This window comes from Streptomyces luteoverticillatus (assembly GCF_003970715.1).
GTDB lineage: Bacteria > Actinomycetota > Actinomycetes > Streptomycetales > Streptomycetaceae > Streptomyces > Streptomyces abikoensis.
Genome location: NZ_CP034587.1, coordinates 1,060,780 through 1,074,345, shown reverse-complemented (window position 1 = coordinate 1,074,345; position 13,566 = coordinate 1,060,780). Strand labels below are relative to the sequence as shown.

Below are 13,566 nucleotides of genomic sequence, written 5' to 3'. Positions count from 1 at the left end.
AGGGGGAATTCCTACTTTATGCCCGCCTCGTCGGACCGGCAGGTGGTGGAGGTCGAGGGTCACCGACTGGCCCTCTCCCATCTGGACCGGGTGCTCTTCCCCGGGTCGGGGCACACCAAGGCGCAGGTGCTGCGGTACTACGCCCGGATCGCCCCGGCGCTGCTGCCGTACGCCCGAGGCCGTCCCACCTCGTTCGTCCGCGCGCCCGAGGGACCGGCCGGGCAGAGCTGGATCGCCAAGAATCCGCCTCCCGGTTCCCCCCATTGGGTGCCCCGGGTCCCGGTGGAACACCGGGAGGGGCTCACCGAACAGATCGTGCTGGACTCCACGGCCGCGCTGGTCGCCATGGTGAACCTGGGGGCGTACGAGGTGCACGTGCCCCAGTGGACGGCCGAGGCGGGCCCGGACGGGCACGACCGCCTCGTCCTGGACCTGGACCCCGGCCCCGGCACCGATCTCGTCGTCTGCTGCCGGGTGGCCCAGCGGCTGCGCCAGCTCCTCGACGCCGACGGGCTCACCGCGTACCCGGTGGTCTCCGGGTCCAAGGGGCTCCACCTCTACGCGCCCATCCGGCCCGCCCCGGGCCGGGCCGCCTCCCGGTACGCCAAGGAGCTGGCCGGGCGGATGATGGGCGAGCACCCCGGGCTGGTGGTGGTCTCCATGGCGCGCGCCGAGCGCCGGGGCAAGGTCCTCATCGACTGGTCGCAGAACGCGAGCGCGAAGACGACGGTGGCGCCGTACTCCGTGCGCCTGACACCGGACCGTCCGGGCGTCGCGGCCCCGGTGACCTGGGACGAGGTCGCGGGCTGCCAGGACCCGGCCGACCTGGCCTTCGGCCCGGAGGAGGTCCTCGGCCGCGTCGCCGAACACGGCGACCCGCTGGTGGGCCTGGGAGGAGGACGGGCGAGGGCCCCACTGCCGTGAGCGGGGCCGGAACCGAGGGCGGCGCTCACCGCCCGGGCCGTCAGGCGGGGACGGCGCTCACGCCAGGTCCGTCAGGTCCGGCCGGAGCCGGTGCCACGTGGGGTGGCGGAGGCGGCCGGACGCCGTCCAGCCGCTGAAGACGACCTCCGCGACGAGCCGGGGCTCGGCCCAGTGCGCCGCCGGTACGTCGACCGGGCCCGTGAACGGGGAGTCGGGGCGCTGGACGACCGTCAGATAGCGGGCCAGGTCGGCCCGTTCCCGTTCGGCGAGCCCCGAGCCCACGGAGCCCACGTAGCGCAGGCCCTCGGGCTCGCGCAGCCCGGCCAGCACCGCGCCGGGCAGGCCCGTCAGCCGGCCCTGGCCCTCGGTCCAGCCGCCGATGAGGACGTCGAGGGTGATCACATGCTTGATCTTGCGCCAGTCGGGTGACCGGAGGCCCGGCGCGTACCGCGAGGTCAGCCGTTTCGCGATCACGCCCTCGAAGCCGCTGCTGAGCGTGGCGTCCCAGGCCCGTCTCCCCTGGCCCTCCAGGTGGGCGGGCACCGACCAGTTCGGGCCGCCGATGCCCAGGCCCGAGAGCACGGCCCGGCGCTCGCGGTAGCCGAGGTCGGTGAGGACGACGCCGTCGAGGTACATGATGTCGAAGACCATCAGGTGCACCGGGTACTCCATGGCCAGGTGCGCCGCGCGGCGCGGGTTGGCGATGTTCATCCGGCGCTGGAGCAGCCCGAAGTCGGGGCGTCCCTCCGCGTCCAGGACCACGATCTCGCCGTCGAGCACCACGGGCCTGCCGTGCAACTGCTCGCCGAGGGCCTGCAGCTCGGGGTAGGTCCGGGTGGCGTCGTTGCCTGTGCGGGTGACCAGGCGGAGGGTGCCGTCGCCGGGGGTGTCGGCGACGCAGCGCACGCCGTCCCATTTGACCTCGAAGGCCCAGTGGGCGTCCTCGCCCTCGGCGGGCAGTGGCCCGGGGGTGGCCAGCATCGGCCGGATCGAGGTGCGCTCGGGCAGTGGGGCGTCCAGCGGGGCGTTCACTTCGAACCGGCCCAGTCCAGCAGGCGGTCCGCCGGCCAGGTGGTGACGACCCGGTCGGCGGGCACGCCGCACTCCTCGGCGCGGGCGCAGCCGTAGATCTGCCAGTCGAGCTGGCCGGGCGCGTGGGCGTCGCTGTCGATGGCGAACAGCGCGCCCGCGTCCAGTGCCCGGCGCAGCAGCCGGCGCGGCGGGTCGAGCCGCTCGGGGCGGGAGTTGATCTCCACGGCGGTGCCGAAGCGGGCGCAGGCGGCGAAGACCATGTCCGCGTCGAACTCCGACTCCGGCCGGGTCCGCCCGCCGTACAGCCGTCCGGTGCAGTGGCCCAGGACGTCCACGAGGGGACTGGCGACGGCGGCCACCAGCCGCCGGGTCATGGCCGGGGCGTCCATCCGCAGCTTGGAGTGGACGGAGGCGACCACCACGTCCAGCCGTTCCAGCAGCTCCTCCTCCTGGTCGAGCGCGCCGTCGGCGAGGATGTCGCACTCGATGCCCGTCAGCAGCCGGAAGCCGTCGCCCAGCTCCGCGTTCACCTCGGCGACCACGTCGAGCTGCCGGCGCAGCCGGTCCGGGGACAGTCCGCGGGCGATCGTGAGCCGGGGGGAGTGATCGGTGAGCACGGCCCACTCGTGGCCGATCGCGCGGGCGGCGCGGGCCATCTCCTCGATGCCGCTGCCGCCGTCCGACCAGTCGGAGTGGAGGTGGCAGTCGCCGCGCAGGGCCTCGCGCAGGGCCAGCCCGCCCTGGACGAGCGGGGCGCCCGCCGCCTCCTCCAGCTTCGCCAGATAGCCGGGCGCCCGGCCGGTGAGGGCCTCGGTGACCACGCCCGCGGTGCTGGGGCCGATGCCCTTGAGCGTTGTCAGGGAGCCGTCGGCCGCGCGGCGCCGCAGCTCCTCGTCCGGCAGGTCGCGGATCACGGCGGCGGCCGTCCGGAACGCCTTCACGCGGTACGTCGGCGCCTGTGAGCGCTCCAGCAGGAACGCGACGCGTTCCAGCGCCTCCACGGGCTCCATGCCACCCATGGCACCACCTCCACACCACCACCGTGCGGTACGGCGGAGCGGTGCGCATGTATTCCGGGCCGGCGCGGTATGGGCAGACCATCCCGTATGGGCGGACCGTGCGGAGTTCCACCGCGACGGAGAAGGAGCGGGCATGAGCGATGCGCACAGTGACGGCGGTGTCGTTCCCGGGCGCCGGGCCGTGGTGCTGGGCGGCGGGATGGCGGGGATGCTGGCCGCCTCGGCCCTGGCGGACCACGCCGACGAGGTGGTGGTCGTCGAGCGGGACCGGCTGCCGTCCGGGGCGCTGCCCCGCAAGGGGCTGCCCCAGGCCCGGCACGCGCATCTGATGCTCGCGGGCGGGGCGCGGGCGGTGGAGTCGCTGCTGCCCGGGATCACCGACCGGTGGCTCGCCGGGGGCGCCCGGCGGGTGGCGCTGCCGACGGCGCTGGTGTCGCTGTCGTCGCAGGGCTGGATCCCCCGGACGCCGGAGGCGCAGTTCCTGATCTCGTGCAGCCGGGACCTGCTGGACGCGGTGGTGCGGGAACGGGTGCTGGCCCACCCGCGGATCACGCTCCGGGACGGCGTCGAGGTCCACGGGCTCCTGGGCGACGCCCGGCGGGTGACGGGCGTGCGGATCGGCGAGGCGGGCGCGCCCGAGGCGCGGCCGCTCCCGGCGGCGCTCGTCGTCGACGCCACCGGGCGGGGCTCGCAGGCCGCGCGGTGGCTGATGGAGCTGGGGCTGCCCGCCGTCCGGGAGGAGACCGTCGACTCGGGCCTGGTCTACGCGACGCGGCTGTTCCGGGCGCCCCTGGGCGCGGAGGATTTCCCCGTCGTGAGCGTCGCGCCGCGCCCCGACTCGTTGCTGCCGGGCCAGGGCGTGACGATGCACCCGGTGGAGGGCGGGCGCTGGCTGGTGACCCTGTCCGGTACGAGGGGCGGCGAGCCCTCACGGGAGGACGCGGAGTTCGAGCCGTTCGCGCGCCGGCTGCGGCATCCGCTGGTGGCCGATCTCATCGCCGGCGCGGAGCCGCTCACCGGGGTGCGGCTCAACCGCTCCACGGTCAACCGCCGCCGGTACTTCGAGCGGATGGCCTCCTGGCCGGGCGGTTTCGTCGTCACGGGGGACGCGGTGGCGGCGTACAACCCCGTCTACGGGCACGGGATGTCGGTCGCCGCGGCGGGCGCGGTCGCCCTGCGGGAGGTCCTGGCGGGGGAGGTCCTCGGCGACCCCCGGTCGGCCCGGCGGGCGCAGCGCGCGGTTGCCCGGACGGTGGACGGGCCCTGGGCGATGGCCGTGGGCGAGGACATCCACTACCCGGGCGCGATCGGGGAGCGGCCGCCGGCGGCGGCGCGGCTGCTGCGGGGCTATGTGCAGCGGATGATACTGACCGCGACGGTGGACCCGGCCCTGACCCGGGCCATGGTGAACGTGATGACGCTGGCGGCGCCCATGTCGGCGCTGTTCACGCCCACGGTGCTGGCACGGGTGGCTCGCGGGCCCCGGCGGCTGCCGCCCCCGGAGCCGCCGATCACGGCGGCCGAGCTGGCCCGGGCGGGCCTGGCGCCGGCCTGACGGCCGGTCGGCGGCCCCGGTTTCAGCGGGCAGGTCGGCACCGCCGGGCCGCGCCGTCGTGGCCGGTCGCCGTCGCGGCGGGAGACAGGCCCCTGACCCGCCCCTTCCCGTTTCCCGGGGGCAAGCCCCCCGGACCCCCCTCACGGCCGCGCCAGCCGTGCCGGTGGCAAGTACTCGCGCACCAGCGTCCGGTGCCACCAGCAGCCCGTCTCGCGGAGTTCGCGCCAGGTCGTGAAGCGGTAGAGGTAGAGGCGGGCGCGGACGTGGGTGGGCGGGGTGGTGGGGAAGGGGTTGTGGCGCAGGAGGCGCAGGGTCGCCGGGTCGCCCGTCAGCAGGCGTTCGACGAAGGGGCCGAACCATTCCCGGGCATAGCCGGGGGAGATCCCGGCGAACCACATCAGCCAGTCGAGCCGCAGGTGGTACGGCGCGAACTGGCGGGGGAGCCGGCGGGGGTCGCCGGGCTTGCCCCGGAAGCCGTACTCCTTCCACACCGTGTCCTCGGTGAGCCGTTCATCGGACGTTCCCTCGACGACGACCTCGTAGCGGCTGCGATTGATGCTGCCGAAAGCGCCGTAGGTGTTGACGAGGTGGAAGGCGTTGAAGGACATGTTCATGCGCTGCCGCGCGGACAGCAGATTGCGCACCGGCCACCAGCTCAGCGTGACCACCAGCGCGCCGGCGGCGAGCACCAGCACCTCGAACCAGAGCGGGGCGGCGCCGGCCGGGGCGTGCCGGGGGAGGCCCAGCAGCTCCGCGAGGGCCGCGCCGTCGACGGCGGAGAGGGCGAGGACGATCGTCAGCCAGTTGAGCCAGGAGAAGTTGCCGGAGGCGACGAGCCAGAGCTGGGTACAGATGATCACCGTGGCGGCGACGCCCGCCACCGGCTGTGGGGCGAACAGCCCGATCGGTACGACCAACTGGGCGACGTGGTTGGCGGCCGTCTCCACCCGGTGGAGGGGCTTCGGCAGCCGGTGGAAGAACCAGCTCAGCGGCCCCGGCATGGGCTGGGTCTCGTGGTGGTAGTACAGGCAGGTCAGATCGCGCCAGCAGGGGTCGCCGCGCAGTTTGATCAGCCCGGCGCCGAATTCGACGCGGAAGAGCAGCCAGCGCATCAGCCACAGGGTGAGCACGGGCGGGTCGGTCCGGGCGTTGCCCAGGAAGACGGCCAGGAAGCCGGCCTCCAGCAGCAGGGACTCCCAGCCGAAGCTGTACCAGGTCTGGCCCACGTTGACGATCGACAGGTAGAGCACCCACAGCGCGGCCCACATCGCCATGGCCGCGCCCAGCGGCACGGCGTCGGCCGCGCCCGCCACCATCGCGGCTGACAGCAGCGCTCCCGTCCAGGCCCAGGCGGCGAAGAAACGGTCGGAGTAGTGGAACTGGAAGACGCTGGGCGCCCGGCGCGGCGGCACGTACGCGACGTACTGGGGGACCGGCAGCATGCCGCGCTCCCCGATGAGCGCGCGGAACTGCAGGGCCGCCGAGACGAAGCCGACCAGGTAGATCGCGGCGAGCGCCCGCGTCAGGAGCAGCCGGCTCAGCCAGTAGCCGGATGCCGTGAACCACTCCATGGCACCCTCCGCACCGGTCACATCGAAGAAACGGACAAAAGATGGCAGAGTGACTCTATGGTTGATCGGGGAGCGACGCCTGCCGCCGTCCCGCCGCCGGACGACTGGCCCGCCCGCCCGGAGACGGTGCTCGCCCTCAATCGCATGGGCGGTTTCGACTGGGACCTGATCAGCGGGCGGCTGCACCTGGACCCGCAGGCGCTGGAGCTCCTGGAGGTGCCGCCGGAGCGGTTCCACGGCCGGATCACCGATCTGACGTACCGCGTCTCGCGCCCGGACGCCGCCCGGCTCGACACCATGGTGGCCCGGGCGCTGAAGGACGGCAGCGAGAGCTACGGCGGCTACTACCTGGTCCGCTGCGCCGACGGCTCCCAGCGCTGGACCTACACCCAGGGGCGCATCCGGCGCGACGCCGACGGGCGGCCCTGCCGGATCATCGGCGTCGTCCGTGACGCCACCGAGGAGCTGGGCCGGACCGGGCCCCGGGAGACCGACGAGGAGCGCCGCCACCAGACCACGGTCGTGGAGACCACGACGGCCGCCCTCGCGCACGCCCGGACCGTCCAGGACGTCATCGACTTCTTCCGGGACGCCCGCGCCCTCGAGCACCTGGGCTCCGACCTGCTCGTCCTCGGCCTGCTGGAGTCCGGCCGCATCCACCTCGTCGCGGAGGGGCCCTCGGAGCACTTCATCCCCGGCACCCGCTACACGCGCGTCGACGACAACTTCCCGATGAGCGAGGTCATCCGCACCCTCTCGCCCCGGTTCATCGAGTCGCCCGAGGAGTTCTCCACCCACTATCCCTGGCTGTGGGAGCGCATCAAGGACATCGGCATCTGCTCCGCCGCCTATCTGCCGCTGGTCGCCCAGGCCCGGCCCATCGGCGCGCTGGGCCTGCTCTACCGGGAGGCGCGCGGCTTCACCCGGCAGGAGCGCAACCTCTTCATCGCGCTCAGCAGCAGTCTGGCGCAGGCCATAGCCCGGGCGATGCTCTTCGACCAGGAGCACGACCTCGCCGAGGGCCTCCAGCAGTCCATGCTGCCGCGTCGCATCCCCGACGTCCCCGGCGCGCAGATCGCGGTGCGCTACCGGTCGGCCCGGATGGGCCGGGACATCGGCGGCGACTGGTACGACGCCATCCCGCTGCCCGGCGGCCGGGTCGGGGCGGTCATCGGCGACGTCCAGGGCCATGACACCCACGCCGCCGCCGTGATGGGCCAGCTGCGGATCGTCCTGCGGGCGTACGCCACCGAGGGGCACGCGCCCGCCACGGTCATGGCCCGCGCCTCGTCCTTCCTCCACGAGCTGGACACCGACCGCTTCGCCACCTGCACCTACGCGGAGGCCGACCTCACCACCGGGGTCGTCCAGCTGGTCCGCGCCGGCCATGTGGACCCCATGCTGCGGCACGCCGACGGCACCTGCCGCCGGCTGCCCGTCTCGGGCGGGCTGCCGCTCGGCCTCTCCGCCGAGTTCGGGCGGCTGGACTACCCCGTGACGACCGTCGAACTGGACCCGGGGGAGACCCTGCTGATGTTCACCGACGGCCTCGTTGAGCAGCCCGGCTCCGATCTCGACGAGGGCATGCGGCGGCTCGGCGCCCTGGTCCGCGAAGGCCCCTACGACCTCCACAAGCTGGCCGACCTGCTGTGCGGCGTGGTCGGGGAGCGGATGGGCGAGGACGACCTGGCCGTCCTGCTGCTGCGCCGCCAGGGCCCGGCCGCCCGCGGTGGCGGCCGGCTCCAGCAGCACATCGCCCCCGCGGACCCCGAGGCCCTCTCGGCCGGCCGGCACATGATCCGCGCCGCGGTACGGGCGTGGGGCGCGCGGGAGCGCTCGGACGAGATCGAGCTGGTCGCCGACGAGTTGGTGACCAACGCCCTCCTGCACACCGACGGCGCGGCCGTCGTGACGATCCGGATGCTGACCGGGCGCGAACGGCGGGTGCGGGTGGAGGTGGAGGACAAGTCCAGCGTCTTGCCGCGCCGCCGCGAGCCCGGCGAGTCGGGGGTGTCCGGGCGCGGGCTGCTGCTCGTGGACCGGCTGGCGGACGTCTGGGGCGTGGAGCCGCGCGGGAACGGCAAGTGCGTCTGGTGCGAGTTCGTGGTGCCCGACCGGCACCCGGTTCCGGACGAAGACGACTGAACCGGTTGTCCCGGAGTTCATGCCCTATACACCCTTCGGTGCAAAGGAATTGCAAATTCCGGTCTTCTTGGGTCAACTGTTGACGCAATCCCCCCTGACGGACCGTCGACAAGGCCGAAAACCATGGGTACCCCCCGCCACCACCACCCCCTCCGCCGCAGAGCCGGCCAGCTCCTGGGCGTCGCCGCCCTCGCCCCCGCCGTGCTGCTCATCGCCCAGGCCGGGCCCGCCCGGGCCTTCGGCACGGTCAGCGCGTTCGGGCAGCACGCCGAACACGAGGCGATCACCCGCGCCGCCCTGGCCTGCGCCCCCGGCACCCGGTCCGACGGCACCTGCTTCGAACCCCGCTCCCTCGACCAGCTCGCCGGCCACAAGGGCACCTTCGGCGCGGTCGGCGCACCCGACACCGACGAGATCGTCGTCCCCGCCGCCCACTGCGACAACGCCGACTTCCTCGCCACCCCGGGCTACCCGCGCGACCGCGCCGACGCCACCCGGCAGCTGCTGGCCTGCATAACCAAGCTCCAGACCCGCTTCACCGAGGGGGTCACCGCCGCCGGCGGCACCGTCACGGCGGACGGCAAGGTCGTCCCGGGCGAGAATGACCTCACCAAGGACTGCACCTTCACCCTCGGCATCGGGGGCCGCGACAAGTGCGAGGCCATCGAGGGCCTGGGCCGCGCCCTCCACGGCGTCCAGGACTTCTACTCCCACAGCAACTGGACCGACAAGGCCGCCGACGGCCCCCTCGGCAAGGACAACCCGCCCGGCCTCGACCGCCCCGCGCCCTCCCCCCTCCTCACCCTCGGCACCGGCCGCCCGCCCGCCGCCTCGGCCGTCCCCGCCGACCTGACCACCGGCTGCTTCTCCCTCCTCCCGCTCGGCTGCGCCCGCCACGTCCAGCACGCGGGCCTCAACAAGGACACCGGCGTCATCGACCCGGCCACCGGAGCCACCAGCGGCCCCACCACCCCCCGGGGCAAGGTCGCCGGGAACTTCGACCGCGCCGTCCACGCGGCCGTCGCCGACACCCGCCGCCAGTGGGCCGACTTCCGCGCCGCGCTGACCGCCACGTACGGCAAGGACCGCGCGGAGACCATCGGTTGCGCCCTCACCCACGACGCCCCGGCCCGCGACTGCGCGCCCAAGAGCTGAATCCCCCGTTCCACCGGGAAGAGGCCAAGGTCACAACGGTTGCCCCTGCTGCGGGACGCGGCCGCTCACTAGCCTTCCCCCCATGACGGTCCTGCCCGACGACGGCTTCCACCTGGCTGCCGAGTTCCCGGACGCGTCCCGTGAGCAGTGGCAGCGCCTTGTCACAGGCGTGCTGAGCAAAACGGGCACCGCGGCCGAGGGACCGGCGGCCGAGGACGCACTGGCCACCGCGCTCCAGGACGGGCTCGCCACCCGTCCCCTCTACACCGCCGACGACGGCGGCGCGGTGCCCGGCCCGCCCGGCTTCCCCCCGTTCGTCCGCGGCGGGCGGCCGGAGGGCACCGCGCTCACCGGCTGGGACGTACGCCAGCACCACGGCGGCCCCGACCCCCGGCGGGTCAACGAGGCCGTCCTCGCCGACCTCGAGAACGGCGTCACCTCCCTGTGGATCGCCGTCGGCGGCGCCGGACTGCCCGTCGAGGCCCTCCCCGCCGCCCTCGACGGCGTCTACCTCGACCTCGCCCCCGTCGTCCTCGACGCGGGCGAGGAGTCCGAGGCCGCCGCGCGCAAGCTGCTCGACCTGTACGCCGAGCGCGGCCTGCCGCGCGACGCGGCCGCCGGAAACCTCGGCGCCGACCCCCTGGGCACCCTCGCCCGCACCGGCACCGACGCCGACCCCGCCGAGGCCCTGGACGCCGCCGCCCGCCTCGCCGCGCTGTGCGTCCGCGACCACCCGCGCCTGCGCGCCCTGACCGTCGACGCGCTGCCCCACCACGAGGCCGGCGGCTCGCCCGCCCAGGAACTGGGCGCCTCCCTGGCCACCGGCGTCGCCTACCTCCGCACCCTCACCGCCGCCGGACTCACCGTCGACGAGGCGTGCTCCCAGCTGGAGTTCCGCTACTCCGCCACCGCCGACCAGTTCCTCACCATCGCCAAACTCCGCGCCGCCCGCCGGCTGTGGGCCCGCGTCGCCGAGGTCAGCGGCGCCACGCCCGCCGCCCGCGCCCAGCGCCAGCACGCCGTCACCTCCTCGGTGATGATGACCCGGCGCGACCCCTGGGTGAACATGCTGCGCACCACCATCGCCTGCCTCGGCGCCGGCGTCGGCGGCGCGGACGCCGTGACCGTCCTGCCCTTCGATACGGCCCTCGGCCTGCCCGACGCCTTCGCCCGCCGGATCGCCCGCAACACCTCCTCGATCCTGCTGGAGGAGTCCCACCTGGCCCGGGTCGTCGACCCGGCCGGCGGCTCCTGGTACGTGGAGCGGCTCACCGACGAACTCGCCCACGCCGCCTGGGCCTTCTTCCAGGACCTCGAACGCGCCGGCGGCCAGGCCGCCGCCCTGCGCTCCGGATTCCTCGCCGAACGCCTCGCCGACACCTGGCGCACCCGCTCCGCCGACCTGGCCACCCGCCGCGAACCCATCACCGGCGTCAGCGAGTTCCCCCACCTCGGCGAGGCGCCCGTCCACCGCGAACCCGCCCCGCCCACGCCCCCCGGCGGACTGCCGAAGGTCCGCCGCGACGAGGCGTACGAGGCGCTGCGCGCCCGCTCGGACGCCCACCTCGCCGCCACCGGCGCCCGGCCCCGCGTCCTCCTCGCGGCCCTCGGCCCCGCCGCCGCCCACACCGGCCGGGTCACCTTCGCCGCCAACCTCTTCCAGGCGGGCGGCATCGAGCCCGTCACCCGCCAGGTCACGGCCGAGGACGCCGCCGACGCCCTCACCGCCGAGGGCGCCACGATCGCCTGCCTGTGCTCCAGCGACACCCTCTACGCCGAGCAGGCCGAGGCCGTGGCCGAGGCGCTCAAGGCAGCGGGCGCCGACACCGTCTTCCTCGCCGGGAAGCCCAAGAGCGAGCTGCGGGAAGACTGTCTGCGGGCGGGAGTCGACGCGTTCGTCTTCGCCGGCGGCGACGCCGTCGCCGTCCTCTCCTCCGTCCTCGACCGCATGGGAGTGGCGTGATGCGGATCCCCGACTTCTCCGGCATCGACCTCGGCCCCGCCGCCACCGGCCCCGCCGACCCCGGAGCCTGGCGCGCCGCCCTGAAGGAGAGCACCGGCAAGAGCGCCGAGGACCTCCTCTGGGAGACCCCCGAGGGCATCGGCGTCAAACCCCTCTACACCGCCGAGGACCTCGAAGGACTGGACTTCCTCGCCACCTACCCCGGCATCGCGCCCTACCTGCGCGGCCCGTACCCGACGATGTACGTCAACCAGCCCTGGACCATCCGGCAGTACGCCGGCTTCTCCACGGCCGAGGAGTCCAACGCCTTCTACCGCCGCAACCTGGCGGCCGGCCAGAAGGGCCTGTCCGTCGCCTTCGACCTGCCGACCCACCGCGGCTACGACAGCGACCACCCGCGCGTCACCGGCGACGTCGGCATGGCGGGCGTCGCCATCGACTCCATCTACGACATGCGGCAGCTCTTCGACGGCATCCCGCTCGACAAGATGACCGTGTCGATGACCATGAACGGCGCGGTGCTGCCCGTCCTCGCCCTCTACATCGTCGCCGCCGAGGAACAGGGCGTACCGCCCGAGAAGCTGGCCGGGACCATCCAGAACGACATCCTCAAGGAGTTCATGGTCCGCAACACCTACATCTATCCGCCCCGGCCCTCGATGCGGATCATCTCCGACATCTTCGCGTACACCTCGCAGAAGATGCCGCGCTACAACTCCATCTCCATCTCCGGCTACCACATCCAGGAAGCCGGGGCCACGGCCGACCTGGAGCTCGCCTACACCCTCGCCGACGGCGTCGAGTACCTCCGCGCCGGCCAGGGCGCCGGCCTCGACGTGGACGCCTTCGCGCCCCGCCTGTCCTTCTTCTGGGCGATCGGCATGAACTTCTTCATGGAGATCGCCAAGCTCCGGGCCGCCCGGCTGCTGTGGGCCCGGCTCGTCAAGCAGTTCGACCCCAAGAACAGCAAGTCCCTTTCGCTGCGCACCCATTCGCAGACCTCCGGCTGGTCGCTCACCGCCCAGGACGTCTTCAACAACGTGGCCCGCACCTGCGTCGAGGCCATGGCCGCCACCCAGGGCCACACCCAGTCCCTCCACACCAACGCCCTCGACGAGGCGCTGGCCCTGCCCACCGACTTCTCCGCCCGCATCGCCCGCAACACCCAGCTGCTCATCCAGCAGGAGTCCGGGACCTGCCGGGTCATCGACCCCTGGGGCGGCAGCGCCTACGTCGAGCGGCTCACCCACGACCTCGCCCGGCGCGCCTGGCAGCACATCCAGGAGGTCGAGGCCGCCGGCGGCATGGCGCAGGCCATCGACGCCGGCATCCCCAAGCTCCGCGTCGAGGAGGCCGCGGCCCGCACCCAGGCCCGCATCGACTCCGGCCGGCAGCCCGTCATCGGCGTCAACAAGTACCGGGTCGACAGCGACGAGCAGATCGAGGTCCTCAAGGTCGACAACTCCTCGGTGCGCGGCCGCCAGATCGACAAGCTCCGCCGGCTGCGCGCCGAACGCGACGAGACGGCCTGCCAGGACGCCCTCCACGCCCTCACCCGCGCCGCCGAGGCCGGCCCCGGCCCGGGCCTCGACGGCAACCTCCTGGCCCTCGCCGTGAACGCCGCCCGCGCCAAGGCCACCGTCGGCGAGATCTCCGACGCCCTGGAGAAGGTCTACGGGCGGCACGCCGGGCAGATCCGTACGATCTCCGGTGTCTACCGGGAGGAGGCCGGCATGTCGTCCGGCGTGGAGCGCACCCGCGCGCTGGTCGAGGCGTTCGAGCGGGAGGACGGGCGCCGCCCGCGCATCCTGGTCGCCAAGATGGGCCAGGACGGCCACGACCGCGGCCAGAAGGTCATCGCCACAGCCTTCGCCGACCTCGGCTTCGACGTGGACGTCGGCCCGCTCTTCCAGACGCCCGCCGAGGTCGCCCGGCAGGCGGTCGAGGCGGACGTCCACATCGTCGGCGTCTCCTCGCTGGCGGCCGGTCACCTCACGCTCGTCCCGGCGCTCCGCGAGGAGCTCGCCGCACAGGGCCGCGAGGACATCATGGTCGTCGTGGGCGGGGTCATCCCGCCGCAGGACGTCCCCACGCTCCTGGAGATGGGCGCCGCCGCGGTCTTCCCGCCCGGCACGGTCATCCCGGACGCCGCCCACGACCTGCTGAAGACCCTCGCCGGGGTCCTCGGCCACGAGCTGTGAG

9 protein-coding genes are annotated in these 13,566 nt (G+C 74.0%); 6 read left to right on the top strand and 3 right to left on the bottom strand.

Annotation, left to right across the window (positions count from 1 at the left end; all coding sequences use genetic code 11):
- The first annotated feature begins 18 nt into the window (after window positions 1-18).
- Window positions 19-924, top strand: a complete 906-nt coding sequence (ligD, locus tag EKH77_RS04385; RefSeq protein WP_126913119.1) for a non-homologous end-joining DNA ligase — start codon at window positions 19-21, stop codon at window positions 922-924.
- 57 nt (window positions 925-981) lie between these two features.
- Here ligD (EKH77_RS04385) and ligD (EKH77_RS04380) read toward each other — a convergent pair whose 3' ends face one another.
- Both ligD (EKH77_RS04380) and EKH77_RS04375 read right to left on the bottom strand, forming a co-directional pair.
- Window positions 982-1,905, bottom strand: coding sequence for a non-homologous end-joining DNA ligase (gene ligD / locus EKH77_RS04380; protein WP_126917874.1), 924 nt, complete (start codon window positions 1,903-1,905; stop codon window positions 982-984).
- A gap of 47 nt (window positions 1,906-1,952) precedes the next feature.
- Entirely contained in the window at window positions 1,953-2,966 is a 1,014-nt protein-coding gene (locus tag EKH77_RS04375; protein WP_126917873.1) for a PHP domain-containing protein, read from the bottom strand.
- Between the two features lie 142 nt (window positions 2,967-3,108).
- Between EKH77_RS04375 and EKH77_RS04370 the strand changes: the two genes are divergently transcribed.
- Window positions 3,109-4,530 carry an NAD(P)/FAD-dependent oxidoreductase gene (locus EKH77_RS04370; RefSeq protein WP_126913118.1) on the top strand — a complete coding sequence of 474 codons (1,422 nt, stop codon included), beginning with the start codon at window positions 3,109-3,111 and terminating at the stop codon, window positions 4,528-4,530.
- Between the two features lie 140 nt (window positions 4,531-4,670).
- Here the strand turns inward: EKH77_RS04370 and EKH77_RS04365 are convergent, their stop codons facing one another.
- Entirely contained in the window at window positions 4,671-6,101 is a 1,431-nt protein-coding gene (locus EKH77_RS04365; RefSeq protein WP_126913117.1) for a lipase maturation factor family protein, read from the bottom strand.
- Window positions 6,102-6,158: 57 nt separating this feature from the next.
- On the opposite strand from EKH77_RS04365, the gene EKH77_RS04360 reads away from it, so the two are divergent.
- The 4 genes from EKH77_RS04360 (at window position 6,159) to scpA (ending at window position 13,565) form a co-directional block, all read left to right on the top strand.
- Window positions 6,159-8,246, top strand: a complete 2,088-nt coding sequence (locus EKH77_RS04360) for a SpoIIE family protein phosphatase (RefSeq protein ID WP_126913116.1) — start codon at window positions 6,159-6,161, stop codon at window positions 8,244-8,246.
- Window positions 8,247-8,369: 123 nt separating this feature from the next.
- Complete coding sequence (locus EKH77_RS04355) at window positions 8,370-9,401, top strand: CinY protein (protein WP_126913115.1); 1,032 nt, start codon at window positions 8,370-8,372, stop codon at window positions 9,399-9,401.
- Window positions 9,402-9,483: 82 nt separating this feature from the next.
- Entirely contained in the window at window positions 9,484-11,364 is a 1,881-nt protein-coding gene (locus tag EKH77_RS04350; RefSeq protein WP_126913114.1) for a methylmalonyl-CoA mutase family protein, read from the top strand.
- Complete coding sequence (gene scpA, locus EKH77_RS04345; protein ID WP_126913113.1) at window positions 11,364-13,565, top strand: methylmalonyl-CoA mutase; 2,202 nt, start codon at window positions 11,364-11,366, stop codon at window positions 13,563-13,565. Before EKH77_RS04350 ends, scpA begins: the two co-directional genes overlap by 1 nt.
- Window position 13,566 lies beyond the last annotated feature (1 nt).

Coding starts and splice junctions, on each gene's coding strand:
- EKH77_RS04360 (WP_126913116.1), top strand. CDS start 6,159: ATGGTTGATCGGGGAGCGACGCCTGCCGCCGTCCCGCCGCCGGACGAC.
- ligD (WP_126917874.1), bottom strand. CDS start 1,905: ATGCTGGCCACCCCCGGGCCACTGCCCGCCGAGGGCGAGGACGCCCAC.
- EKH77_RS04375 (WP_126917873.1), bottom strand. CDS start 2,966: ATGGAGCCCGTGGAGGCGCTGGAACGCGTCGCGTTCCTGCTGGAGCGC.
- EKH77_RS04350 (WP_126913114.1), top strand. CDS start 9,484: ATGACGGTCCTGCCCGACGACGGCTTCCACCTGGCTGCCGAGTTCCCG.
- EKH77_RS04355 (WP_126913115.1), top strand. CDS start 8,370: ATGGGTACCCCCCGCCACCACCACCCCCTCCGCCGCAGAGCCGGCCAG.
- EKH77_RS04370 (WP_126913118.1), top strand. CDS start 3,109: ATGAGCGATGCGCACAGTGACGGCGGTGTCGTTCCCGGGCGCCGGGCC.
- EKH77_RS04365 (WP_126913117.1), bottom strand. CDS start 6,101: ATGGAGTGGTTCACGGCATCCGGCTACTGGCTGAGCCGGCTGCTCCTG.
- ligD (WP_126913119.1), top strand. CDS start 19: ATGCCCGCCTCGTCGGACCGGCAGGTGGTGGAGGTCGAGGGTCACCGA.
- scpA (WP_126913113.1), top strand. CDS start 11,364: ATGCGGATCCCCGACTTCTCCGGCATCGACCTCGGCCCCGCCGCCACC.